Source organism: Arthrobacter sp. Ha26 (assembly GCF_059091705.1).
The window spans coordinates 166,202-190,819 of record NZ_JBNHGX010000001.1 but is presented as its reverse complement, the minus strand read 5'-3'; the positions used below and the strand labels follow the sequence as shown (position 1 = coordinate 190,819).

The window sequence follows — 24,618 nt, the reverse complement described above, 5'->3', positions numbered from 1 at the left end:
CGGCAATTTAGCGTCCGCCAGTGTTGCGGTCTCTCAGTCCGGCGCCGGAGCGGCTACTCTCGAATCTATGCCGGTATGGTCCAGGGCGTCACGCGCAAGCGCAGAAAAGAAGGCAGTAGTGTCAGTTGGTCAAGGCCACCCGGAAGGCTCCGAGGAGCTCCGTAAATGGCTGTCCGGGCTCAAACCCGTTACCGGTGCGGACACAATGCTGCGCTTCACCAAGACGCCCGAAGGCTCCATCGACCTGACCCACGCCCACCCCTCCGGCCTGGCCCAGTTGATGGCGGGGCGCCGGACCAGGCTCTCCACCCTCATCCGGGACCGCCAGCAGTACGTGGTGGCCGCCCGGGCTTCCCGGAACATCCGGTCCAAGATATTTGAGCTCGCCAATGACCGCGGCATCGATGCCGGCTACCTCTCGGCCGGCACCGTGGTGTGGACCTCCGCTGTCGGCGGCAAACCGCAGCGCATCTCCGCGCCGGTCATGCTCACGGCGATTTCCCTCACGGTCCGTCCCGGCGAGGACGACTACGAGCTCCAGCTGACCGAGCAGGCGCACATCAACCCTGCGTTGGTGCGGCACCTGAAGAACATCCACGGCATCGTCTTCGACGTCAACGCCGTCACCCGGCTCGCCTACAGCACCGCCCGGTTTGACCCGCAGCCCGTGCTGGACAAGCTGGCTGCCCTCATCCGGCCCATCCACGGTGCCGAGGCACAGCACAACCTCCTGGTGTCCACCTTCGCGGACCTGTCCGGGAACCTGGACGACCCCTGGATCAACGACACCAACCCCATCGTCTCCGCACTTGCCACCGCCGCCGGCGGCGAAGTGGTGGACGTCGAGGACCCCGATCCCAAGCGGTTCCCGCCGCTGGACAGCAGGCACCCGCGCGACGAGATGCTCCTGCTGGATGCCGACGTCGACCAGCAGTACGTTATTGACGCCGCCCGTGCGGGTGATTCCCTGGTGGTCAGCAGCCCGCCGGGCACGGGGCAGACGCAGACCGCTATCAACACCATCGGCGCCCTGGTGGATGCCGGAAAGACCGTCCTGGTGGTGGGTGACCGCCGTGCCAGCCTCAATGAAGTGTCCGGCCAGCTGGAGACCCTCGGTCTTGAGTCCATCCTGTTCCAGTTGTCCGGAAACGTCACTCCCCAGCAGCTGAAGGGGCAGCTTGTCCGGGCGATTGTCCGGAACGAAAAATCCCTGGAGCCCCAGCTGGGGAACCTGCACACCACCCTGACCGAGCACAGGCACGCCCTGATGGACCACGTGGCGTCACTGCACAACGTCCGGCAGCGCTGGGGCTGCTCGCCGTACCAGGCCATGCAGTCACTGGCTGAGCTGACGTCGATCCACCCAGCGCCGGCCACCACCGTCCGGCTCAAGCGAAGCGTCCTTGACAGCATCCGGGACCGCGACGAGCTGGCCGAACGGCTCCGACGCGCGGCAGAGCTGGGAAGCTTCAGCAAGGCTTCCACCACCAGCCCCTGGCACGGCGCCCGGCTGCTCACGCGGAAGGAAACAGAGGAAGCGCAGGACCTGGTCCGGTCCGTCGAAAAGAGCCTGCCGGCCCTGCGTGAGCGGATGAACGCCGTGGCAGAGCACGCCGAAATCCGCCTGGGCGCATCTTTTGCCGAATGGGGCGAACAGCTCGAGCTCCTGATGGCTGTCCGGGGAAGCCTGGACAAGTTCACTCCGGACATCTTCGACCGGCCCGTCACTGACCTGATTTCCGCAACCGCGCCGTCAGCCTGGCGCCGCGAGCGGGGCATCGAAATGACCTCCATGCAGCGGTCGCGCCTGCGCCGCGTTGCCAAGGAATATGTCCGGCCGGGCGTGCACATCGCCGACCTCCACAGCTCGCTGGTCCTGGTGCAGGAACAGCGCGCGCTGTGGGCGGGCTACGCCACCACCCAGCGCCACCCTGCGGTTCCGTCCGGGCTCGCCGGGATCAGTGCGATGTACCGAGCCCTGGATACTGAGCTGGCACAGCTGGGCGAGGCGCTGCGGCATACCGAGGCCGGCGGTGACCTGTCCGGTGTGCGGTACGAGGAGCTCATGGAGCGGCTCGAGCGCCTGGTGGCGGACACTGATACCCTCAAGACCCTGCCCGAGCGCACGCTCCTGGTCGAGAACATGCGCGAGCACGGGCTGGGTGAACTCCTGGCCGACCTGGCGGAGCGCGAGGTGCCCGCCCATTCGGTTGCGGCAGAACTTGAACTGGCGTGGTGGCAATCCGCCCTCGAAGCCATGATCAGCGGCGATGACTACCTGGCGATGTCCGACGGCGACGCCCTGAGGCAGCTTGAGGCCGAATACCGGCTGGCGGACAACGCCCACATCGCCAGCGGTGCAGCGCGCCTTCGCTGGGACCTGGCCGAACGGTGGCGGGCTGCCATCGCCGCCCATCCCCGCCAGGCCGATCTGCTGCGGAGCCTGCTCAAGGACGGCAGGGTGTCACTGCCGGCACTGACTGCACAGGCGCCGGACCTGATCGGGACCCTGGTGCCGGTCTGGAGCGTCAGCCCCTACCTGATGACAGGCCTCCTGCCCGCAGAACAGCATTTCGACGCTGTGGTGATCCTGGATTCCGAGGCAACGTCGCTCCAGGCCGTGCTGCCGTCCATCGCCCGCGCCGGCCAGGTCATCGCCTTCGGTGATGCCATGATCGCCAGCCCCCGGACCTTCACCGTGGGAGTGGAGCGCCTGGCGGCAGGGGAGACGGCCCACCAGCGGGTGGAAAGTGCCTTCAAGGCATTGTCCGCAGTCCTTCCGGTGTGGCGGCTCAACTTTATGTACCGCGCGGTGGACGAGGACCTGGTCCTGCAGCTCAGCAGGAACTTTTACGACGGCGGCCTTCGCCGGCTGCCCGAGGGCCAGTCCGCCACCGGCCTGGACCGCGCGCTCCTGGTGGAGTACCTGCCGGACGGCACCGGACTTCCCAGCGCAGACCATGAAGGCGTTGAATCGGTGGTGGCCGAGGTTAACCGTGTAGTACAGCTGGTATTCGAACACGCACGGACCCGTCCCCGAACATCCTTGGCAGTAGTCACCGCCAGCCTGCGCCATGCCGCCAGGATCGGCGAATCCATCCGGCTGCAGCTGCCGAACCATCCCGGCCTGGCAGGATTCTTCGGCGCCGGACCGGAGTCCTTCCGCGTGGTTGACCTGGAGCGGGCCCAAGGCCTGGTGCGGGACCACGTCATCTTCTCCCCGGGCTTCGGCCGCACCCCGCACGGCCGCGCACTGCATAACTTCGGTCCGCTCTCCGCAGAGGGTGGCCGGGAGAAGTTTGCCCTGGCCATGACCCGGGCCCGCCGGTCCATGCATGTGCTCACGTGCTTCCGGCCGGAGGACCTGGACCATACCCGCCTGACGCACGGCGCAGTGGACCTGTACTCGCTGCTGGACCGCGAGATCGCCGGCAACACGGACCTCGGAACTCCCGCTTCACGCGCTGCCGCCAGCGAGCAGGCCCTTGGCGCCGATCCGTTGGTGGCTGACCTGGGGGACAGGCTGCGGGCACGCGGGGCGCGGGTGTGGCACCAGTACGACGGCGCCATCGACGTGGTGGCCGCTGCCGACCCGCTGGGCACCATGGGCCAGGAAGACGCAGACCTGCCATGGCCGGTTGCCATCGAGTCCGACGGCACCGAGCAGTACCGCACCATGAGCGTGCGTGAACGGAGCCGGTTGCGGCCCCAACTGCTGGAACGCCTCGGCTGGCGTTACATGCCGTTGTGGACCATCGAGGTATTCACCGACCCGTCCGCCTGCGCAGACCGAATCGCCGGATACCTGGGCCTCGAGCGGGTTGTCCTGCCGGGCCGGGCAGATACGTCAACCGGGTTCCTGGACGACGACGTGGACCAGGCCCTCAACGGCATCCATGCCGGAGAGCAGCGGTCCCGGCGTGGTAAAGGCGCAACCCTTTACGTGCCCGGCGCGGACCAGGACCACCTCCAGGGACATCATCAGGACGGCAAGGAGGCGGTCCCCGTGGCCACCGAAGACCAAAACAGTGACGCCGTGCAGCAGCCGGCCGCCCCGGCCGACAATGCGCCGCAAGACGGACAGGCCACGGACCAGGATCAAAGCCTGGAGCCGGTCCAGGGACAGGACCGGGACCAGGACAGGGGACAGGATCAGGAGCAGCACAGGGGACAGGGCCCGGTGAAGGACCCGGGACAGGCCGGCACGCACGGCATCCTGCCCACCAAGGCTGCGGAAGACGATCCCCGGCGCTGGGGCGACGCCGAAGACGACCACGATGCCTGGCTGAAGGAACAGAAGCCGCCGCACTGGGGCTAAGAGCCCGAGGCCTGCCGCCTGCCAATGCGCCGCGGCGCGGCCGTCAGCTTCTCGGCCGGGACACACACCGCTACGGGCCCACCAGGACGAAGAAGAGTTTCCCCTGCGTTGAGGCGCCAGCCAGGCGGGCGGCCTCTTCGGCGCTTGCCGCCACCACGATGAGGCCGTCCGTTTCGGCAGTGCCCAGCCATTGCCCGCTCTGCCCGCCCTTGCCCGAGGTCCACAGCACCGGTACCGCTGCTGCCAGGACTTCGGACGGCGCCTGCTGGTCGAAGCCGTTGGCCGCCGTAAGCACCACGTTGACAAGCTGCCCCGGCGAGACGAGCTGGATGGATGACGGGTCCGCCATCCGAAGGGGCACCGCGGCTGAACCCGGAGGCGTGCCGGCCAGCAGCCCGGGACCGAGCAGCTGGGCGTCCGTCAGCAGCTGGCCTTTGCGCAGCGGTGCCGCCAACTGCTTCCCGGCCAATCCGCTTTCCTGGTCCAGGAATCCTGGAGCCACCATGTCCGGCGGGACCTGCACGCGCGTGATGTCGGACGGTGCCATCGCCGAGCCCGCAGGGAGGTCCCGGGCGGCAGCAATTGCGGTAACGGTCTGGAGGGGTGCGGGAGTGAGCTGATGGACGGTGATCGCGGCGGCCACGGACAGCAGCAGGGCCACAGCCAGCCGGCGGTTCCGGCTCAGCCATCCGGCAAGGCGGGAAGCAGTTGACCGGCGCACGGAGGCACGGGGGTGCCGGGTGGCGGTCAGATACCGGGACTGGCCCCTGTTGGCACGGAGAAGGCCAGGACGGAGAAGGTTTGCAGGCATGCGCCAACGCTAGGGCCGGCCGGACTGCCGGCGCCAGGCGCGCGGCGCGCTATGTGGACAAACCGGACGGCCGGCGTCGAGCGGTCCTGGCGGACGGCGCTTAGCTGGCGGCGGCGGCCGGAGTGGACGCGGCAGGTGCCGCGGCCGGAGCCGGCGCGGACGGTGCGGCAGGAGTGCTGGCTGAGACGGTGCTCCCCTTGGAGTCCCGGGAATCGGTGCGGTAGAAGCCGGATCCCTTGAAGACGACACCCACGCTGTTGAACTTCTTGCGCAGCGTCCCCTGGCATTCGGGGCACGAAGTCAAAGTGCTGTCCGAAAACGACTGGACGATGTCGAAGGCATGGCCGCAATCCTTGCAGGCGTACGCGTACGTTGGCACTGGTGCTCCTCCTCTTGGGCAAAACGAGAGGTCCCGTGCTGCCCGGTCGGAGGTTCCGTCCGTTAGCAGTCGCAGGGCCTGAGTGCTAATTCTATCATCTCCGCGGGGCCGGGAAACAGTACTAGCCGTGCCCTCCCAGGGCCTGGAATCCTGACGGCGCCAGGACGGCTGGGATGGGACGGTCGAACTCCTCCTCGGGAATCTGCCCCGCCGGGAGCAGTTCCTCGTCGTAAATAACGGCGGCCAGCGGAATATTCTTCCCGGCCGTGGCCAGGTGGCCGAGGAACTTGTCGTAGTAGCCCCCGCCCTGGCCGATCCTGTTGCCCGTGACATCCACTGCGGTGGCGGGGATGAAGAGGCCGGCGGCCGTTGCGGCCACGTCCGGCCCGTGCCGCTCACCCCTGGGCTCCAGGATCGGCGCAAAGCGGCTCCGTTCGAAGCCGGCATCAGGGTCCCAGAAGACCCAGGCCAGTTCCCGGCCCGGCCCGCACACGGGGAGCAGGACTCTGTGACCGTTGTTATGGAGGGTGCTGATCAGCGGAAGCGTGGGCGGTTCCACGCCCACGCCGAAGTACACGCAGAACGTGGCGGGCGCTCCGCCGGCCAGAGTGTCGGCCCACGCCGCACCGTGCCGCGCCAGGGCAGCGCCTGCCGCCTCGAGCTGCGGGGGCGTCAACGCTGCCCGTCGTTGGCGGTGGGCACTGCGGATGATGTCCTTGGCAGCCTTGGCGTCCTGCAGCATGTCCGTTCCTCCATCACTTGCCGGTATGGCCGGCCGCTTTAGCCGCGCGGCGGGCCACCCTTCAATAATTACTGATTGCTTGACGCTGACGTTAGATTAGTCGGGTGACTACCAGTAACCCGAGAGTTCGCAAAGCCGTCATACCAGCAGCCGGACTCGGCACCAGGTTCCTGCCCGCCACCAAGGCCATGCCCAAGGAAATGCTCCCCGTCGTGGACAAGCCTGCCATCCAGTATGTGGTTGAGGAAGCCGTTAGCGTCGGTCTCAACGACGTCCTGATGATCACGGGACGGAACAAGCGTGCCCTGGAGGACCACTTCGACCGCGTTCCGTCGCTGGAGTCCACTCTCGAGGGCAAAGGCGACTCGGAAAAACTGGCGTCCGTGCAGGCCGCCAGCAACCTGGGTGACATCCACTACGTCCGCCAGGGTGACCCGAACGGCCTGGGCCATGCGGTCCTTCGTGCCAAGCAGCACGTCGGCAACGAGGCCTTTGCCGTCCTCCTGGGCGATGACCTCATTGATGCCCGCGACGAACTCCTGGCCACCATGATTGACGCCCAGGCCAAAACGGGCGGCTCCGTCGTCGCCCTCATTGAGGTTGAGCAGTCCCAGATCAGTGCTTACGGCTGCGCCGACATCGAGGAAATCGACGGCGAGGGCTACGTCCGCATCAACCGCCTGGTCGAAAAGCCCTCCCCGGAGGAAGCTCCTTCCAATTTGGCAATCATCGGCCGGTACGTGCTCCACCCCGCCGTGTTCGAAGTGCTGGAACGCACCGCCCCGGGCCGCGGCGGCGAAATCCAGCTCACCGATGCCCTGCAGGAACTCGCATCCACAGGAGGTGAGGGGAGTGGTGTTTACGGTGTGGTGTTCCGGGGACGCCGTTACGACACCGGCGACAAACTCAGTTACCTGAAAGCCTGTGTCCAGCTCGCCATCGACAGTGATGACCTCGGTCCCGGCCTCCGGGAATGGCTGCCCGGTTTCACTGCCGGCCTGTCCAAGTAGCCCTGTGCGCCCCGGCCCTATCTGGCCCGTTACCCTGGAGTGCGGCGACCTTGTCCTGAGGCCCATCAGATACCGGGACAAAAAAGAGTGGATGGAAGTACGCGCCCGGAACAGCGAATGGCTGGCGCCGTGGGAGGCCTCCAATCCGGATCCTGGCGGGGGATTGCCGGACTACCGGCAAATGGTCCGTTCGCTCAACGCCCAGGCTGCCCAGTCCACCGCCCTTCCGTTCGTGATCACCGAGCGCATACCTACGGCCAGGAATCCGGTGATCGTGGGGCAGTTGACGGTTTCCTCGATCGTCTGGGGGTCGGCCATGATGGCGACGCTGGGGTACTGGGTGGACCAGACGCGGGCGGGGCAGGGCATCGCGCCCACTGCAGTGGCGCTGGTGACGGACCACTGTTTCAGGAACCTGGGCCTGCACCGCATGGAGATCAATATCCGCCCCGAGAACGGGCCCAGCCTGCGGGTGGTGGAAAAGCTCGGGTTCCGGGATGAGGGATACCGGCCGCGCTTCCTGCACATCAACGGCGAGTGGGCTGACCACCGCACCTTCGCATTGACCTCCGAGGAGGTCCCCGGGGGCTTGTTGAAACGCTGGCTGGCATCGCGGCCTTCATAAATCCAATCATTTGCAACGGCGCCACGACACACCGTGGCTAATGCGGCTGCAGCCGTGCTGTTGCTCATACGGTTTTGAGTGTGGACTTCCCCCTTAGCAGCTCAGTGATCCTTGTGGTTGCCGTTGTGCTCTGGATTGTATGGGTTGCCCCTTACGTCCTCCGGAACCGCCGGCACCAGTTCCAGGCCGCCGGCGACTTCCTGGCAGACACCCCTGCCGAGGACGTGCCGGACCCGCGAGCCGGAATGGTTTTTAAGGTCGCCGCCCAGCAGGAGAAAGTAATGGACACCAGGAAGAGCGCCGGATCCGCTGTGGCGTCAGGCAGCACCGCCACAACGGGCCAGTTCAGGATCCGGTACGGCCGCACCGCCATTGCCGCAGTAGGGCTTCTATCCCTGCTGACAGCGTTCGTTTCCGTTGTGCTGCTGGCCTTTGGGCTGGGCAGCCCTGCCCTCCCGTTGGCGTGCACCGCCCTGACCGTTGCAGCAGTGGTGCTGCTCAGGAGCCTTGCCGTCCGGGACCGCAAAGCCAAGGTTAACGCCGCTTTCCGCTCCGCGATGTCTGCCCCTGCCACAAAGCCCGCGGCCACGCACGTTCCGCCGAAGCCCGAGGCTGCGCCTGTGCGGCCCGAAAGCCCCCTGTTCGACGCCGAGGCTGACCGTCCAAAGATTAAACCCCTGACGGCGGTGGAACTTCGTGAGGCGGCACTTGCCGTTGCGGTAGCCGCCGGCGACACCAGCGCCGTGAAGACCGCGCCGGGAACCACGTGGGAGCCAGTGGAGGTTCCCAAGCCGGTCTATGTGGAGGCGGCAAAGGCGGAACGTCCCGCCCCCGAACCCCTTGAACTGCCCGAGGCGCCCAAGGCCACCGGCAAGCCGTCGCTGAAGCAGGGCGCCGCCGGCGTCCCCGCCGTACCGGCCGCCGAAGCGCAGCCGCTCACCAAGGCGCAGAGCGCGCTCAGCAATCTCGACGACGTACTGCAGCGCCGCCGCGCGTGATTCTTTGCAGAGGCGGCCGGGCATTCCGGCCGCCTTTTGCGTGCCAGTTGGCATTGGGCGCGGAAAATTTGTAGCCTAAGGTCACCGGTGCCGCACCAGCAGCTGCAGGGCGGCTCGTTCCGGGGTTATAGCTCAGTTGGTAGAGCGCTTCGTTCGCATCGAAGAGGTCAGGGGTTCGAATCCCCTTAGCTCCACAGGTTCCTCCACCCGGGCCTACAGCCAGCCCTTCTTCTTGAAGATTGCGTACATCGCCGCGGCCGTGGCTGCCATCAAAACGATCGCCATGGGGTAGCCCAGGGCCCAGTGGAGTTCGGGCATGTGGTCAAAGTTCATGCCGTACACCCCGGCCACGAAAGACGGCGCGAAGAAGATCGCGGCCCAGGAGGAGATCTTCTTCACCTGCTCGTTCTGTTCTGCGCTTGCCTCGTTCTGCCGGTTTGCGGTGAGCGTGCCGTCCAGCGTCAGGGCGTTCTGCAGCAGGTCGCGGAAGGAGTCTGCCCGGGAGATGACCCGCTCCACGTGGTCCTCCACGTCGCGCAGGTTGTGCCGCAGCTCGGTTTCCACATCGTACTTTTCGAAACCCCGCTTGAGCTGGTGCATCATGTCCGGCAACGGGTGGATGGCGCGCTGGAACTGGATGACCTCGCGGGCGAGTTCATAGATCCGCCGCGATACCGCGGTGTCCCCGCTGAAAAGCTGGTCCTCGATTTCGTCGATGTCGTTTTCAAGCCCCGCGACCACCGGGGCGTAGTCATCCACCACCCGGTCCAGCAAGGCATACAGGACGGCCTCGGGCCCGTGCCGCAGCAGGTCGGGCCTGCCCTCCAGCCGCTGCCGTACCCGTGCCACTCCCGCCGTCTCCGCGTGCCGGACGGTGACCACGAAGTTCTTGCCCGTAAAAATGTGCAGCTCCCCGAATTCCACCGTTTCCGTGGCATCCAGGTACCGGGCAGGCCGCAGGACCGTGAAGAGGTTGTCTTTGTAGCGTTCGAGCTTGGGGCGCTGGTGTGCTGAGATAGCGTCCTCCACCGCGAGCTCATGCAGGCCGAATTCCGCAGCCACCGCCGACATCTCTTCGGCGGTAGGGCGGTACAGGCCGATCCAGGCCATTCCCCCGTGCTCCGCCAGTGTCTCAAAGGTCTGTTCCAGGCTGTCAGGTTCAGCGTGCCGGACACCGTTGACATAAACGGCGTTGTCGATAATGGTCATTCTGGAAATCCTAGCCCTCAGCCGCTGCGCCGCCGGCCCGGGGAGCCTTGGGTAGAACGTGTTGGCCGGCCGCGGACGCCTTGGCCAGGCCGCTGATCAATGGTTCGGTCCGGTAGGGGATATGCGTGTGCAGCGCCAGTACGGTTTCTGTCCGGATCACGCCCTTGATCCTGAGCACCTGGCGCAGGGCAGCCTGGAGGTTATGGGTATCAGTGGCGACCACCCGGCACCAGACATCGCCGCGGCCCGAAATTTCGTGCACTTCCAGCACCTGCGGAATCAGCCGCAGGGCAGCCACCACCCCGTCCAGTTCGCGGTGGGAAACTTCGATGGTCACAAACGCCACGACGTCGTACCCCACGGCCTCGAGGTCCACCTCCCGGCCGCCGGCCCGGAGTACCCCTGCCCGGAGCAGGCGCCGCACCCGTGACTGGGCGGTGTTCCGGGCAACGCCGAGGGAATCGCTGAGGTCGCCAATTTGGATCCGGGGATCCCTGATGAGCTCCAGGAGGATTTTCAGGTCAGTGGCGTCCAGATTGTTCAAATGATCACTTTCCGTCATGAGCGCAGCAGTATTTTGATGATCGTGCTCGATTCTTACGGTCACAGCCGCTCGATAGAGCAATCATGACCCACCCTAGAGCTACCAGTATCCATCCGCGCCGGGCTCCCACAAGGACCACCTGCCGCGGAAGCAGCAAAGGCGGCACAAATGACGGTCTTCAGCGAGCTTCGCATGCGTCCGGCCAGGCCACCACCGCGGGGTGGGACGCATCCACCACCGCACGCCTGGTGCTGGCCGGCGCCGTCATTTTCACGCTCCTGGTGGGCGCCAACCTGGCCACACCGCTGTATCCCCTGCTGCAGGTCCAGCTGGGGCTTTCCCCGCTGGAGGTGACGGCGGCCTTCACAACGTACGTCCTGGCGCTGGTGGCCGTGCTTATGCTGGCGGGCCACTGGTCCGACCACATCGGACGCAGGGCCGCCCTCATCCTGGCCGTTGTTGCCGGCCTTGCAGGCGGCTGGCTGTTCGCCGGGGCACACACCCTGGCCGCGCTGTGCGCAGCACGTGCACTGCAAGGAGCTGCGGTGGCCCTCGCCACCGGCGCCAGCGCCGCAGCCCTGCGTGAGTTGCTCCCCGCACGGCCGGAATGGGCCTCCCGCTTTACACTGCTGGCATCAGCCGGGGGAGTGGCGGCAGGCCCGGTCATCGGCGGGCTGCTGTCCCTCCTTCCCGGTGCCACGTCGGCGCCGTACTATGTCCATTCCGCGGTGCTCGCTGCGCTCCTGGTCCCGCTGTACACGCTGCGGGCCCGCCCGGCCATCCAGCCTCCGGCGGGACCCAGGCCCCTGCAGCTGCTGGCGCCGCGCCGTCCTTCCGTGACGCGGGACGCGCGGGGGGCATTCTGGCTCGCTTCCGGCGTCGGCTTCCTCAGCTTTGCGGTCTTCGGTTTCTGCCTCTCGCTGGCGCCCGGCTACTTCGCCCGCATCCTTGCCGTGGAGAGCCGCCCACTGGTGGGCCTGCTGGCCTGCCTCACCCTGGCCGCTTCGGCGCTCACGCAGCTGGTCACAGCCCGCGGCCGTTTCGTGGTGCCTGGCGGCCTGGCGGTCCTGGGCGCTTCAGTCCTCCTGCTCGGCGCGGCGGGGGCCTGGAACAGCGCCGCACTGCTGGTCGCGGCGAGCTTTGCAGCAGGTGTGGGACAGGGGCTCGCTTTCCGCACTGTTTTTAATGACGTGGCCGGACGCGTGGAGCCCGCCCGGCAGGCCCAGACCATCAGCTCGCTGTACGTCATCACCTACCTGGGCAGCGCGGTCCCGGTGCTGGGGCTCGGCTGGGCTTCCGGGGTATTCGGCCTCGAACAGTCCGTTACAGGTTTCGTGGTGCTGTGCGGTTCAGCAGCCTTCATCCTCGCGGCCCTTACGCTGCGTCCGGCAGCGCGAAGCCAGGATTAGCCGGGCTACTCCGGCAGCGGCCCGTGGTTGCCTTGGATATGTTCGAACACCAGCGTGGTTTCCGTGTGCCCCACCACGGGGTCAGTGGCCAGGTTGTCCAGCACCCAGTCCCGCAGATCCTCCGTTGTGGCCACGGCGATGTGCAGCAAGTAGTCCACGGAGCCTGACGTATGGAACGTGGAGAGCACCGCCGGCAGGTGCGGAACACGGGCCGTGAAGCGGTCGATCTGGTCCCGGTCGTGGGCCCGAAGCCGCACGGCGACCAGGGCCTGCACGGACCTGCCGATCGACGAAAGGTTCAGCTTGGCCTCATAACCCTGCACGATGCCCCGCTCCGAAAGCGCGCGGGTCCGCATGAGGGCAGTGGACGGAGCGATGCCCACCAGTTCAGCGAGCTGCTTGTTGGAGATGCGTGCGTCCTCCACCAGGGCCGCCAGCAGGCGCTCGTCGATGGCATCCAGGGGCTCCAGATGCATCCCCGGCCTGACGTTCCTGGCATTCGTGCTCACGGCGCTCCTCACAGTGTTCCTGCGTTCATCCTAGACGCCCCGGGGCGTCGTTCAGGCGGCTGCGCTTCTTGCCCGTGAATGGACTGCTTCCTCTGGATGGACGACGGCGACGGTCGCCGCGGTGAGGCAGGCAAGGATCATGACGGCGGCCGCCAGGGCGTTCCAGCCAAGGGACTGGAAGAGCAGGCCTCCCGCCCAGCCAATAATGCTGGACCCGAGATAATAGGCGAGGTTGTAGAGCGAGGCCGCCTGGGCCCGGCCCGTGCTCGCAATGGCCCCCGTCCAGCCCGCGCCGATGCTGTGTGACGCAAAGAAGCCGCCCGTGAAGACCACCAGCCCCGCCAGGATCAGCGGCAGCGACGCCGTCAGCGTGAGGGCGAGCCCCGCCGTCGCCAACGCAAGCCCGGCGAGCAGCACCTTGCGGCGCCCGAAGCGCATGGTGAGCCCCGCCGCCCAGCGGGAGGTGAAGGTCCCGGACAGGTACGCCAGGAACATCAGGCTGACTACGCTGGCCGGCAGCCCGAAGGGATCGCAGGACAGCCGGAACCCCAGGTAGTTGTATACGGCCACAAACCCGCCCATCATCAGGAAAGCCTGGACGTACAGCGCGAGCAGTCGGATGTTGCGCACATGGCCGCCGAGGGTTCGGGCGGCCCCGCGCAGTCCTGGCGCCTTGGCGGCCGTAAACCCCCGGGCCCGGGGAACAAGCACCAGGAAAGCGACGGCGGCAAGGGTGGCGAGGACGGAGACCGACAGCGCAGCGGCGCGCCATCCCCACAGTTCCCCGGCGGGCCCGGCAACGAGCCGCCCGGCCAGACCGCCCAGCGTGGTGCCGGCAACGTAGCTTCCTGCGGCGAGCGCGGCATGGGCTTTGGTGACCTCTTCGTTCAGGTAGGCAATGGCGATGGCAGGGATGCCGCCAAGGGCCATGCCCTCGAGGAGCCTCAGGCCCAGGAGCAGGGGGAAGCTGGTGGACAGGGGCACCAGCAGGCCCAGGACCGTGGCCACCGTGATACCCCAGGCCATGGCCTTGACCCTTCCTATCCGGTCCGCCAGGAAGGACCAGGGGATCACAGTGACCGCCAGGCCCACAGTGGCCAGCGAGATGGTGAGCGCGGCCTCGGCAGCGGTGATGTCCAGGTCCGAGGCCAGGATCGGCAGGACAGCCTGGGTTGAGTACAGCTGGGCAAAGGTCGCTACGCCGGCGAAGGCGAGGCCGAGGATGATCCGGCCATACGCCCTGGACCCTTTGGCATGCCCGTCCCAGCCGGCGTCGGAAGCGTGGGGACCGGGGCGGGGGACACTGCGCTGCATCCGGCAAGCGTAGCCCCGGCCGGACTGAAGCCTCCAATGCATCTTTTATGCAAGACTCATAGCAAATCCGGAACAATCTCTCCTTGTTGAGACCGCAGCCAGGAGGCCCTGATGGAGCCCGACCATAAGCAGCTGGTGCAGCTTCTTCCGCTCCTGCCGTTGCTGTCCGAGCTGGGCCGGACGCAACATGTCACCGGCACGGCCGAACTCCTGGGGGTACCCCAGTCGACGGTGAGCCGGGCGTTGTCGCGGGCCAGCGCCGTCGTCGGGACTGAACTGCTGGTCAGGGACGGAAGGGGAGTGCGCCTCACCCCGGCCGCCCGCTCCCTGTTGCCCTACATCGAGCGGGCTCTGGCGGAGTTCCAGGCCGGGCTGGATCTTGTCCGCAACGATTCGGACGTTGTCCGGGGCCGCATCCCGGTGTCCTTCCAGCACACGTTCGGTGAGTCCACGCTTCCGCTGCTCATCGGCGCTTTCCGCAGCCGGCACCCCGAAGCGGTTTTCACATTGACCCAGGGAGCGCGTGATACCTGCCTGGCCCAGCTCGCGGCCGGTGAATCAGACCTGGCACTGACCGCACCTGTCGCTGCCGAAGGGCGGAACCTGATGTCTGCCCTGCTGTACCGTGAGCCGCTGCGCCTGGTGGTCCACCACACGCACGCGCTCGCAGGGCGCGCGCTGGCTTCGTTGGCGGACATCCGTTCGGAGCCGTTCGTGGCACTGGGTCCCGGGTACGGTATGCGGTCCCTCACCGACGCAATGTTCCGCGAAGCCGGCTACCGGCCGCGGATCGCTTTCGAAAGCCAGGACACGCATACAGTACGGGGCCTGGTTTCGGCCGGACTTGGGGTGAGCATCCTGCCTCCGGGCGGGGATGCTCCCGGACGGTGCGTCAGCGCCGATACCGGCAACCTGGGCTGGGTGGAAGTACCACTGGACTCGCCCCGGGCCTACCGCGACGTGGGCCTGAGCTGGCGCCAGCGGAATCCTGGGCTGGAACCCCTTGGCGTCAGGCTGTTCCGCGAACTGGTCCTCACGGAGGGGCCCGGCCTGCTGGCCGGGCTGGTCCAACGGCGGTCCCGGGTGCATGGCGGCAGCGACCAGTAATGTTGTGACGTGACGAACACCGAAAACTCCAACGCCCTGCCCGCCGATCCTTTGGCCCCGCCCTTCAGCGCCCCGCGCGGGGTGGTCATCGGCCTGGATATCGGCGGGACCAAGACGCACGGTATCCGGTTCGAAGACGGCATCCCGGTGGCGGATGAATCTGCGGGCAGCTCGAACGTGCAGAACGTTACCCGCGACGAGGCCGCCCGCAACCTTGCGAGTTTGTTTGCGCGGATTGGCGGCGCTGGTGTTTCCCATGTTTACGCCGGGTCCGGCGGCATCGACACCGAGGAGGACGCTGCCGCCCTCGCTGCGCTGATTGAACCGCACGTCCCCGGTGCGCAGATCACAGTGGTGCACGATTCACGGCTGCTGCTGGCTGCCGGCCACGCCACCACCGGTGTGGCCGTGATTGCCGGCACGGGGTCGGCGGCGTGGGGCAGGAATGCCGGCGGCGGTGAGGCCAGGGCAGGCGGCTGGGGTTACCTTCTGGGGGATGAAGGCAGCGGTTACTGGCTGGGGCGCGAGGCGGTGCGGCACAGCCTGCGGCGGATGAACCAGGGCCTCCCGGTGGACCAGCTCACCGCCGCCCTGCTGCAGTCCTGCGGAGCGGAGCACCCGAACCGGCTGATTGCCTTGTTCCATTCCCCGGACACCGGCCGCCGCTTCTGGGCGCAGCAGGCCCGGCACGTGGTGGAAGCGGCAGCGGCCGGCCATGAAGCAAGCCAGGAATGCCTGGAGCAGGCAGGCAAGGACCTCGCCGCGCTGGCACTGCAGGTACTGCGGCAGCTGGGCATCCCGGGCCCGGTGATCCTGGGCGGCGGACTGGGCATGAACGTGGCGCCCCTGCAGGACGCTTTCCGCCGGTCCCTGGCCGACGGCGGGGTGACAGACGTGCGGGTCCTGGACCAGGATCCGGTGTTCGGCGTGCTGCAGCTGCTGGCCGAACAGGCCTGAGTGCCTACACGGCCCTCTTGCGCGGGGTAAGCCGCACGGCGGGCAGCGGGGGAGCGGGAATCCGGCCCGCCTCGGCGCCGGCGTCAGGGCCGTGGCCCAAGACCAGCCCGTACCGGGCTGCCGCGGCCTTCGCAGCGGGCATGGCGGCCTGGGCTTCCCAGTCGTCCCGGGCCTGCTCCACTTCCTCGTGAGTGCGGCCCACGAAATTCCACCACATCAGCAGCTCCTCCTGAAGGGGCTCGCCGCCGATCAGCAGGAACCGGGTGCCCGGCGAGGCCTCAACCTGCAGCTCCCGGCGGCCGATGCCCAAGTAGCCCAGCGGTCCCGGCGGGATCTCCTGCCCGTCTACCGCCAGGCCGCCGTCGAGCACCAGGATGCCATGCTCAAAATGCTCATTCAGGGGAATTAGGGCGCTGCCGGCGCAGGAGACCTCTGCCCCGACGATGGGCGAGTACATCGTGGCCGGGGAAACCACCCCGCCCAGTTCCCCCACCATCACGGTGGCGGTAAAGCCCTCGCCGGTTAACGCTGGAAGGTCGCGGTGCTGCTCGAAGGCCGGCTGCCGGTGCCGTTGCCCGTTCGGCAGGGCCACCCACAGCTGGAGCCCGCGCTGCAGCGGCAGGACGCCATCGGCAGGGAGCACGGCGAACTCGGAATGGGAGACCCCATGCCCGGCCGTCATGATGTTCAGCTCGCCGGGACGGACAACAACGTCGGAGCCCACGCTGTCCCGGTGGCGAATCGTCCCGGCCAGCGGCCAGGTGACGGTCTGGAGTCCGATATGCGGATGCGGGAGCACGGACATGGCGGTGCGGTCGGGGCCGAAGCTGTCCAGGAAGCACCAGGCCCCAATGGTGGGCAACCCGCGCTGCGGCAGTGTCCGCTTCACGTTCATGGCCCGCACGCCGCCCAATGGCACTTCCCGCTCCGGCCACAACTGCAGGCACGGGCCCGAACTGCCTTCCGGGCTCGCCGGCGGGCAGACTTCCTGCTGGGGGGATACTTCCAAATTGGTCACCTCCCCACTGTAGGCCGGGTTGGTTCCCCGCGGTACGCCTTGCAGCCGGACACCTGCGCCGCCGAGCGTAGGCCCATCCACCGGCGCCGCGGCTCCGAATGGTCACAGTGTGGATTCCTTTGCCCGAAATGGGGGGTGATGCAGGTGTTGCCCGGCCCGGTTTGGGTTACCGTAACTATCAGCGTGCTGTGACAAATTTCCGGTGCTTTCCGAAGCCGTCCAACAGAACAGGTAAGTCCGCACCATGGACCAGGCCATGATCGAGTTCCAGAGCGTCACCAAGCAGTACCAGGGCGGGCAACCGGCCGTGGACCAGCTGACCATGTCCATCAGCAAGGGCTCCATCACCGTGTTTGTGGGACCCTCCGGCTGCGGAAAAACTACCTCGCTGCGCATGATCAACCGGATGGTGGAGCCTACGTCCGGCGTCATCACAGTCGGCGGCGAGGACGTCACCGCCGTACCGGCGCCGCAGCTGCGCCGCTCCATGGGATACGTCATGCAGTCTTCCGGCCTCCTGCCGCACCGCTCGGTGCTGGACAACATCGCCACAGTGCCCAGGCTCAATGGAGTATCGAAGGCCGAAGCCCGCAAGCGTGCGGAGGAACTGCTCGACGTTGTTGGCCTGGCCAGCGCACTGGGCAAGCGCTACCCCTCGCAGCTCTCGGGCGGCCAGCAGCAGCGCGTGGGCGTTGCCCGCGCCCTGGCCGCGGACCCGCCGGTCCTGCTGATGGACGAACCCTTTAGCGCAGTGGACCCCGTGGTCCGCGACGAACTGCAGCAGGAGCTCCTGCGGCTGCAGAAGGACCTGGCCAAGACCATCGTTTTTGTCACCCACGACATCGATGAGGCCACCGTCCTGGGCGACAAGGTTGCCGTTTTCGCCACCGGCGGGAAGCTCGCGCAGTACGCCACCCCCGAGGAGATCCTGCGCGCGCCGGCAAACGATTTCGTCGCCTCCTTCGTGGGGCGGGACCGGGGCTTCCGGCACCTGGGATTCACACCGTCCGACGGCGTGGCCCTCCACCAGGTGCCAACCCTGGTCCGCGAAGCCAGCGGCGCCTTTGATCCCGGCCCGGGCTCGGGCTGGCAGCTTGTGGTGGATGAGGCAGGACGGCCGCTGGGCTGGACCGGCCCGGGAACCGGCACGGGAATCATCCCCGGCGGGTCCCTCTTCCGCCCGGGGGAGAGCCTGCGCCGGGCACTGGACGCGGCGTTGTCCTCGCCGTCGGGCCTCGGTGTTGCCGTGGATTCCGAAGGCAGGGTGCTCGGCGTCGTCAGGGGCGGGGAAGTCCTGGCCCTTATCGAAGAGGCGCGCCAGGTCCGGCAGGCAGCGCTCTGATGGACTGGTTCCTGGCCAACACCGGCATGGTCCTGGAACGGGCCGGCCAGCATCTGGTGCTGGCCCTGGTCCCCATGGTCCTGGGCCTGGTGATCTCCATCCCGCTGGCCCAGCTGGCACGGCGCCACCCGGTACTCCGGTCGGTGGTGCTCACGGCCTCCTCGCTGCTCTACACCATCCCCTCGCTGGCACTGTTCATCATCCTGCCCACCATCCTCGGCACCCGGATCCTGGATCCGCTCAATGTGGTGGTGGCCTTGACCATTTACGCGGTGGCCCTGCTTGTCCGGGCTGCCCTGGATGCCTTCGACTCAGTGGACAAGGACGTCAGCCAGGCCGCCGTCGCCATGGGCTACAAGCCCCTGTCCCGGTTCCTGAAAGTCGACCTGCCCCTGTCCCTGCCCGTAATGTTCGCCGGACTTCGGGTGGTGTCCGTCAGCAACATCTCGCTGGTCAGCGTGGCAGCCCTGCTGGGCGTCGGTAACCTGGGCATGCTCTTCACCGACGGCCTGCAGCGGGACTTTGTGACCGAAGTGGTGGTGGGCATCGTCGCCATCCTGGTCCTTGCCCTCCTGATGGACGCCATCCTGGTCCTGCTGGAGCGGATCCTGACCCCGTGGGAACGGGCCGGGCGGGGCAGCCGGCAGCGGTGGACGACTGACCCGGCTGAGGCTGCCGAGGCAGCGCTGCGGTTGGCTGAGCCAAAGACCGGGGGAGGAGCAGCGTGAGCAACGTCTTCACCGATACCTTCGTGTGGCTGGCCGATCCCCTGCACTGGACCGGCAGTGCCGGCATTCCCGCCCGACTGACCGAACACCTGCAATACACCGGACTCGTGATGCTGATCGCTTCCGCCATTGCCGTCCCGGCAGGCCTGTATGTGGGGCACACCGGAAAGGGCAGGGTGGCGGTCGTGGCCATCGCCGGTGCCCTGCGTGCGCTGCCCACACTTGGCTTGCTGACGCTGTTTGTCCTGCTGGCCGGAATCGGGCTGATGCCGCCCATCTGGGCGCTGGTCATCCTCACCGTGCCGCCCCTGCTGGCGGGCACCTATGCCGGGATTTCCAGCGTGGACCGCAACGTGGTGGACGCAGCCCGCGCCATGGGAATGACGGAACTGCAGGTCCTGTTCCGGGCAGAACTGCCCAACGCGCTGACGGTGATGTTCGGTGGTTTCCGCACCGGTGTCCTGCAGGTGATCGCCACTGTCTCCGTGGTGGCGTACATCAATCTGGGCGGCCTGGGCAGGTACCTGTTCGACGGGCTCGTCCTCAGCGACTTCCCGCGGATGCTGGGAGGGTCGCTGCTCATCGCAGTGCTGGCCATCGCCGTCGACCTTGCCCTGTCCCTTTTCCAGAGGCTGTTCCTGACCCCAGGGCCCTCGAAGCAATCCCACCGCGGCCAGCAGGCCACGGTCGACCGCACAGACCCCGTCCTTGCGGAGTCTGTGGCACAAGGAGGTAAATCATGAAAGAAAGCCGACCACAAGGCCTCGGCAGGCGGACATTCGGTGGCTTGGCTGCCGGAGTTGGCCTCGCCGTGGTGCTCTCCGCCTGCGGTGGCGGCTCGTCCGATCCGCTGAGCAACGCGCCCGCCAGCAGCGGTACCGCTTCCGGGGGCGCAACCTCGCTGGTGGTCGGTTCCGCAGATTTCCCCGAGAGCCAGATCATCGCCGAACTGTACGCCGGGGCACTGAACGCCGCCGGTGTCACCGCCACTACCAAGCCGAACATCGGTTCCCGCGAGGTGTACTTCAAGGCTGTCCAGGACGGATCGGTGGATGTGGTTCCGGACTACACCGGCAACCTGCTGCTGCACGTGGACAAGGAAGCCACCGAGATATCGGCGGACGATATCGCCAAGGCCCTCCCGGGTAAGCTGCCCGATGGCCTGGCGGTCCTGGACGCGGCCAAGGCCGAAGACAAGGACGCCATGGTGGTCACCAAGGCGACCGCCGAGAAATACCAGCTGAAATCCATCGAGGACCTCGCGAAGGTCTGCAGCGAGATCGTGGTGGGCGCCCCGGCCACGTTCGCCGAGCGCGCCTACGGGCTGCCCGGGCTGAAGAAGAACTACAACTGCGAGCCCAAGAAGCTGGAGCCCTTCAGCGACGGCGGCGGTCCGGTGACGCTCAAGGCCCTGCTGGAGGACCAGGTGCAGGTGGCGGACATCTACACCACCACGCCGTCCATTGCGGACAACGACCTCGTGGTCCTGGAGGATCCGAAGAACAACTTCATCGCCCAGCAGGTCATCCCGCTGTACAACAAGGCCAAGATGACGGACAAGGCCAAGGAAGCGCTCAACTCCGTGTCCCGGATCCTCACCACCGAGGACCTGATCAACCTCAACCGTGCTGTCAGCGGCAGCCAGAAACAGGGGGCCAAGGAAGCTGCCGCGGCCTGGCTCAAGGACAAGGGCATCGTTAAGTAGCAGCTGCCCTGCTGTGCCCGTACGACGGCGGCTGCCGGACTTGTGGAAGTCCGGCAGCCGTCGTCGTACTGCTTAAAAGGCCGCACCGCCGTGTGGCTGACGTCTCAACGGCAACACATCCTCACTGTGGCATATTTGATGGATGGCAGAATTCAAGCAGTCCACAAAGCTTCACAACGTCCTTTACGACATCCGTGGACCGATTCTTCAGGCCGCCCAGCAGATGGAGGCAGAGGGGCACCGCATCCTCAAACTGAACATCGGAAACCCGGCGCCGTTTGGATTCGAAGCGCCGGACGCCATCCTGGTGGACATGATCCGCCACCTGCCGCATGCCCAGGGCTACAGTGACTCCCGCGGCATCTTCTCGGCCCGGACTGCTGTGTCGCAGTACTACCAGACCCGCGGGATCCAGAACATCCATGTGGACGACATCTACCTGGGCAACGGCGTCAGCGAGCTCATCACCATGTCCCTGATGGCCCTGCTGAACGACGGCGACGAAGTCCTGATCCCCACCCCTGATTACCCGCTCTGGACCGCCTCCGTGGCGCTGGCCAGCGGAAAACCCGTACATTACCTCTGCGACGAAGACTCCGGCTGGCAGCCCGACCTTGATGACATGGAAGCCAAGATCACGCCGCGGACCAAGGGAATCGTGGTGATCAACCCGAACAACCCCACCGGCGCGGTGTACCCCGAACAGACGCTGAAGAAGATCGTGGCACTGGCTGAGAAGCACGGACTGGTCATTTTCGCCGACGAGATCTACGAAAAGATCCTCTACGAGGACGCAGTCCACGAGAACCTGGCCAAACACACGGGCGACCACGTCCTCTGCCTGACCTTCAGCGGACTGTCCAAGGCGTACCGGGTGTGCGGCTACCGGGCCGGCTGGATGGCGATTTCCGGTCCGAAAAAGGAAGCAGCCGACTACCTGGAAGGCATCAGCCTCCTCGCGAACATGCGGCTTTGCGCCAATGTCCCGGCCCAGCACGCCATCCAAACGGCACTTGGCGGCTATCAGAGCATCAACGACCTGATCCTCCCCGGGGGCCGCCTGCTGGAACAGCGCAACAAGGCCTACGAGATGCTCAATGCCATCCCCGGCGTCAGCACCCAGCAGGCAAAGGGCGCCCTGTACCTCTTTCCCCGGCTGGACCCTGAGGTCTACCACATCCGCGACGACGAAAAGTTCGTCCTGGACCTCCTGCGTGAGCAAAAGATCCTGGTGTCCCACGGGCGCGCCTTCAACTGGGTACGGCCGGACCACTTCCGCATGGTCACGCTGCCCAACGTCAAGGAAATCGAAGAAGCGGTGGGGCGCATGGGGGACTTCCTAAGCAGGTACCAGGGGAACTAGCCTGTGGTCACGGGCGCTTAGGGCCCGGGACACTTCGCGGAAAGGAATCCCATGGCCAGCGTCGTCCATTTCGATCAAAACCCCTCCGAAACCCTCCGGGCCGGGGAGGGATTTTCCCTGGCGGACGTGGATCCCGACTCAACCCCGGGCTACACCGGCGGCAAGCAGGACGGTAAGGCCCTCCTGGCTGATCTGGACGACGAACTGGCCGAGCTGCAGGAGAAGCTGTTCGCCGAGTCACGTTTCGGCGGCCGCAAGCGGATCCTGCTGATCCTGCAGGCCATGGACACCGCGGGCAAGGGCGGCATCGTCAACCACGTCATGGCTGCCATGGACCCGCAGGGTGTGCAGTTCAAGGCATTCAAAGCCCCCACGGATGAGGAGAAGTCCTACGACTTCCTGTGGCGGATCGAGAAGGAAGTGCCGGCAGCCGGCATGGTGGGTGTTTTCGACCGTTCCCACTACGAGGACGTGCTGATCCACTGGGTTCACGGTTGGGCCACCCCGGATGAGATCAAGCGCCGCTATGTAGCCATCAACGAGTTTGAAGCCCGGCTTACGGAGTCGGGCACCACAGTGGTCAAGGTGATGCTGTACATCAGCGGCGAGGAACAGAAGGCCCGGCTGCTGGCCAGGCTGGACAACCCGGCCAAACACTGGAAGTACAACCGCGGCGACCTCGATGAGCGCGCGTTCTGGGAGGACTACATGAATGCCTACCAGGCGGCCATCGACGAAACAAGCACGCCGGTGGCCCCGTGGCACGTCGTCCCGGCCAACAAGAAGTGGTATGCCCGCATAGCCGTCCAGCAACTGCTGCTGGGAGCGTTGTCCGGCCTGAACCTTGCCTGGCCCAAGGCTGAGTTCGACGTCGATACGGAGCGGGAGCTGGTTGCCCGGTCCTGAATCGGGAGCCTACAGCGGCTGGTCGCGTGCGGCCGCCAGCCGTTTCCTGGCGCCTTCCAGCCATTCCTCGCAGCGGGCGGCCAGCGCCTCGCCCCGTTCCCAGAGAGCCAGGGATTCCTCAAGGCTGGCGCCTCCTGCTTCCAGCCGGCCCACCACGGCTATGAGCTGCTCGCGGGCTTCCTCATAGCTCAGCGCTGCGACGTCGTTTCCTGGCGTTGGCTCACTCATGCGGGTTCTCCGGTTTCCGGTTGCTGTTCAAGTGTGTGCACGGGCTCATGAGTGCCGTTGGAGGTGGCCCCGAAGCGGCCTTCGGCCACGCGGACGGAAAGGGGCGTTCCTGCGGGCGCTTCCGCCGGGCGGCGGACCACGGCGTGCCCTGCGCTGCTGCGCCTTGCTGCCTGGGGACCGGCAAGTTCGACGACGGCGTAGCCCCGGTCGAGTGTCTTCTGCGGTGACAGGGCGCGGACCTGGGCTTTCAGGTGCTCCAACTGGTCGGCGGCACGGACCACGGTGGAACTCACCGCTGCAGAGGACCTGCGGAGCAGGCGTTCAATTTCTTCGGAGCGGATGGTCACCAGGCCCTCAGGCGCCGCCAGTACCGGCCGCGAGTGAAGTGACGCCAGGCGGTCCGCTTCCCTGTCCACCAGGCGCTCCATGCAGCGGCGCAACTGTTCCCTGGCCTGGCGCACGCCGGCCAGCTCCTCGGATACTTCCGGCACGATCCGCTTGGCGGCGTCGGTGGGGGTGGACGCGCGAAGGTCAGCGACGTCGTCGAGCAGGGGCCGGTCCGCCTCATGGCCGATGGCGCTCACCACGGGAGTGGCCGCGGCAGCTACGGCCCGCACCAGTTCCTCGCTGTTGAACGGCAGGAGGTCTTCAAGGGCCCCACCGCCGCGCGCGATGACAATAACGTCCACCTCGGGGAGGGCATCCAGGTCCCGCAGCGCCCGGACCACCTGGGCCACCGCGGTGTTCCCCTGGACGGCCACCTCCCGGATCTCGAACTCGACAGCAGGCCAGCGCAGGGCGGCATTGCGGAGGATGTCCTTTTTCGCATCGGAGTCCCGGCCGGTGATCAGGCCGATGCGGTGCGGCAGCAGGGGGAGCGGCTTCTTGCGGGAGTCGGCGAAAAGACCCTCGGCCGAGAGCGCCTGGCGGAGCCGCTCGATCCGGGCCAGGAGGTCACCCAGGCCCACCGGCCGGATATCCCGGACCAGCATGTTCAGCCGGCCGGTCTTAAGCCAGAACTCAGGCTTGAGCAGGGCAACCACCCGGGACCCGCGTTCCAGCGGCAGGTTTTGGCGCTCCAGCACCTTGGTCCAGACGGAAGCGGGCAGGGACACCTCGGCATCCACATCCCTCAGGGTGAGATACGCGTTGCTTCCGCGCCGGTTCAGTTCAATGACCTGCCCTTCCACCCACGCCGACGGCGTCCGGTCGATGTGGGCTTTCAGTTTCTGCGACAGCAACTGAAGCGGCCAGGGGTTGTCCGGACTGGTTTCCGCTGCGGTGGCCGGAAGTGTGGAGGGCGCAGCCAGTTGCTGGCCGGGGACCGGAAGCGAGGCCTGTTCAGACATACTGGCTCCCTTGCGGGGCTGGAGCTGAGGGCATGCGGTCCTTCGTC

At 66.8% G+C, this 24,618-nt stretch carries 22 protein-coding genes, 1 tRNA gene and 1 pseudogene; 14 read left to right on the top strand and 10 right to left on the bottom strand.

The features are described from left to right. Positions 1-67 precede the first annotated feature (67 nt). Positions 68-4,318, top strand: coding sequence for an AAA family ATPase (locus AC5RVY_RS00845; protein WP_493952830.1), 4,251 nt, complete (start codon positions 68-70; stop codon positions 4,316-4,318). A 70-nt stretch (positions 4,319-4,388) separates the two neighbouring features. On the opposite strand, the gene AC5RVY_RS00840 is transcribed toward AC5RVY_RS00845, so the two are convergent. The 3 genes from AC5RVY_RS00840 to AC5RVY_RS00830 all read right to left on the bottom strand — a co-directional run bounded on the left by AC5RVY_RS00840 (position 4,389) and on the right by AC5RVY_RS00830 (position 6,250). Beyond that, on the bottom strand, positions 4,389-5,129 hold the full coding sequence (locus AC5RVY_RS00840) for an RcpC/CpaB family pilus assembly protein (protein ID WP_493952829.1): 741 nt from the start codon (positions 5,127-5,129) through the stop codon (positions 4,389-4,391). Positions 5,130-5,229: 100 nt separating this feature from the next. Beyond that, entirely contained in the window at positions 5,230-5,508 is a 279-nt protein-coding gene (locus AC5RVY_RS00835) for an FmdB family zinc ribbon protein (protein ID WP_493952828.1), read from the bottom strand. 121 nt (positions 5,509-5,629) lie between these two features. Further along, complete coding sequence (locus tag AC5RVY_RS00830) at positions 5,630-6,250, bottom strand: 5-formyltetrahydrofolate cyclo-ligase (protein ID WP_493952827.1); 621 nt, start codon at positions 6,248-6,250, stop codon at positions 5,630-5,632. Between the two features lie 104 nt (positions 6,251-6,354). Between AC5RVY_RS00830 and galU the strand changes: the two genes are divergently transcribed. The 4 genes from galU (at position 6,355) to AC5RVY_RS00810 (ending at position 9,077) form a co-directional block, all read left to right on the top strand. Beyond that, a complete protein-coding gene (gene galU, locus AC5RVY_RS00825; protein WP_493952826.1) occupies positions 6,355-7,260 on the top strand; it encodes a UTP--glucose-1-phosphate uridylyltransferase GalU in 906 nt (301 codons plus the stop codon). 4 nt (positions 7,261-7,264) lie between these two features. Next, the gene (locus AC5RVY_RS00820; RefSeq protein ID WP_493952825.1) at positions 7,265-7,885 is read left to right on the top strand and encodes a GNAT family N-acetyltransferase; all 621 of its coding nucleotides are present in this window, start codon (positions 7,265-7,267) and stop codon (positions 7,883-7,885) included. 104 nt (positions 7,886-7,989) lie between these two features. Further along, complete coding sequence (locus tag AC5RVY_RS00815; protein ID WP_493953673.1) at positions 7,990-8,883, top strand: hypothetical protein; 894 nt, start codon at positions 7,990-7,992, stop codon at positions 8,881-8,883. Positions 8,884-9,004: 121 nt separating this feature from the next. Then, positions 9,005-9,077: transfer RNA gene (locus AC5RVY_RS00810), tRNA-Ala, on the top strand. Between the two features lie 19 nt (positions 9,078-9,096). On the opposite strand, the gene corA is transcribed toward AC5RVY_RS00810, so the two are convergent. Both corA and AC5RVY_RS00800 read right to left on the bottom strand, forming a co-directional pair. Next, positions 9,097-10,092 (bottom strand): magnesium/cobalt transporter CorA, encoded by a 996-nt coding sequence (gene corA / locus AC5RVY_RS00805; protein WP_493952824.1) that lies wholly within the window; start codon positions 10,090-10,092, stop codon positions 9,097-9,099. A 10-nt stretch (positions 10,093-10,102) separates the two neighbouring features. After that, positions 10,103-10,654, bottom strand: coding sequence for an Lrp/AsnC family transcriptional regulator (locus tag AC5RVY_RS00800; RefSeq protein WP_493952823.1), 552 nt, complete (start codon positions 10,652-10,654; stop codon positions 10,103-10,105). A 150-nt stretch (positions 10,655-10,804) separates the two neighbouring features. Between AC5RVY_RS00800 and AC5RVY_RS00795 the strand changes: the two are divergent. After that, positions 10,805-12,045, top strand: a pseudogene (locus AC5RVY_RS00795) (MFS transporter). A gap of 5 nt (positions 12,046-12,050) precedes the next feature. On the opposite strand, the gene AC5RVY_RS00790 reads toward AC5RVY_RS00795, so the two are convergent. Together AC5RVY_RS00790 and AC5RVY_RS00785 are read right to left on the bottom strand one after the other, a co-directional pair. After that, a complete protein-coding gene (locus AC5RVY_RS00790) occupies positions 12,051-12,554 on the bottom strand; it encodes an Lrp/AsnC family transcriptional regulator (RefSeq protein ID WP_493952822.1) in 504 nt (167 codons plus the stop codon). Positions 12,555-12,605: 51 nt separating this feature from the next. Beyond that, the gene (locus tag AC5RVY_RS00785; protein WP_493952821.1) at positions 12,606-13,868 is read right to left on the bottom strand and encodes an MFS transporter; all 1,263 of its coding nucleotides are present in this window, start codon (positions 13,866-13,868) and stop codon (positions 12,606-12,608) included. A 111-nt stretch (positions 13,869-13,979) separates the two neighbouring features. On the opposite strand from AC5RVY_RS00785, the gene AC5RVY_RS00780 reads away from it, so the two are divergent. Continuing rightward, entirely contained in the window at positions 13,980-14,975 is a 996-nt protein-coding gene (locus tag AC5RVY_RS00780) for a LysR family transcriptional regulator (protein ID WP_493952820.1), read from the top strand. Between the two features lie 9 nt (positions 14,976-14,984). Beyond that, entirely contained in the window at positions 14,985-15,932 is a 948-nt protein-coding gene (locus tag AC5RVY_RS00775) for an N-acetylglucosamine kinase (protein ID WP_493952819.1), read from the top strand. Positions 15,933-15,936: 4 nt separating this feature from the next. Here the strand turns inward: AC5RVY_RS00775 and AC5RVY_RS00770 are convergent, their stop codons facing one another. Then, complete coding sequence (locus AC5RVY_RS00770) at positions 15,937-16,950, bottom strand: pirin family protein (protein ID WP_493952818.1); 1,014 nt, start codon at positions 16,948-16,950, stop codon at positions 15,937-15,939. Positions 16,951-17,194: 244 nt separating this feature from the next. On the opposite strand from AC5RVY_RS00770, the gene AC5RVY_RS00765 reads away from it, so the two are divergent. The 6 genes from AC5RVY_RS00765 to AC5RVY_RS00740 all read left to right on the top strand — a co-directional run bounded on the left by AC5RVY_RS00765 (position 17,195) and on the right by AC5RVY_RS00740 (position 22,994). Then, positions 17,195-18,292 carry an ABC transporter ATP-binding protein gene (locus AC5RVY_RS00765; RefSeq protein WP_493952817.1) on the top strand — a complete coding sequence of 366 codons (1,098 nt, stop codon included), beginning with the start codon at positions 17,195-17,197 and terminating at the stop codon, positions 18,290-18,292. Further along, positions 18,292-19,020, top strand: coding sequence for an ABC transporter permease (locus AC5RVY_RS00760; protein WP_493952816.1), 729 nt, complete (start codon positions 18,292-18,294; stop codon positions 19,018-19,020). The genes AC5RVY_RS00765 and AC5RVY_RS00760 overlap by 1 nt, the downstream gene beginning before the upstream one ends. Then, positions 19,017-19,763 (top strand): ABC transporter permease, encoded by a 747-nt coding sequence (locus tag AC5RVY_RS00755; RefSeq protein ID WP_493952815.1) that lies wholly within the window; start codon positions 19,017-19,019, stop codon positions 19,761-19,763. Before AC5RVY_RS00760 ends, AC5RVY_RS00755 begins: the two co-directional genes overlap by 4 nt. Further along, positions 19,760-20,725: an ABC transporter substrate-binding protein gene (locus AC5RVY_RS00750; protein WP_493952814.1), complete on the top strand. Its 966-nt coding sequence runs from the start codon at positions 19,760-19,762 to the stop codon at positions 20,723-20,725. The genes AC5RVY_RS00755 and AC5RVY_RS00750 overlap by 4 nt, the downstream gene beginning before the upstream one ends. A 142-nt stretch (positions 20,726-20,867) precedes the next feature. Then, the gene (locus tag AC5RVY_RS00745) at positions 20,868-22,088 is read left to right on the top strand and encodes a pyridoxal phosphate-dependent aminotransferase (RefSeq protein ID WP_493952813.1); all 1,221 of its coding nucleotides are present in this window, start codon (positions 20,868-20,870) and stop codon (positions 22,086-22,088) included. Positions 22,089-22,139: 51 nt separating this feature from the next. Next, a complete protein-coding gene (locus tag AC5RVY_RS00740; protein WP_493952812.1) occupies positions 22,140-22,994 on the top strand; it encodes a polyphosphate kinase 2 family protein in 855 nt (284 codons plus the stop codon). Between the two features lie 9 nt (positions 22,995-23,003). On the opposite strand, the gene AC5RVY_RS00735 is transcribed toward AC5RVY_RS00740, so the two are convergent. Together AC5RVY_RS00735 and xseA are read right to left on the bottom strand one after the other, a co-directional pair. Beyond that, the gene (locus AC5RVY_RS00735) at positions 23,004-23,222 is read right to left on the bottom strand and encodes an exodeoxyribonuclease VII small subunit (protein ID WP_493952811.1); all 219 of its coding nucleotides are present in this window, start codon (positions 23,220-23,222) and stop codon (positions 23,004-23,006) included. After that, the gene (gene xseA, locus AC5RVY_RS00730; protein ID WP_493952810.1) at positions 23,219-24,571 is read right to left on the bottom strand and encodes an exodeoxyribonuclease VII large subunit; all 1,353 of its coding nucleotides are present in this window, start codon (positions 24,569-24,571) and stop codon (positions 23,219-23,221) included. The genes AC5RVY_RS00735 and xseA overlap by 4 nt, the downstream gene beginning before the upstream one ends. Positions 24,572-24,618: the final 47 nt, after the last annotated feature.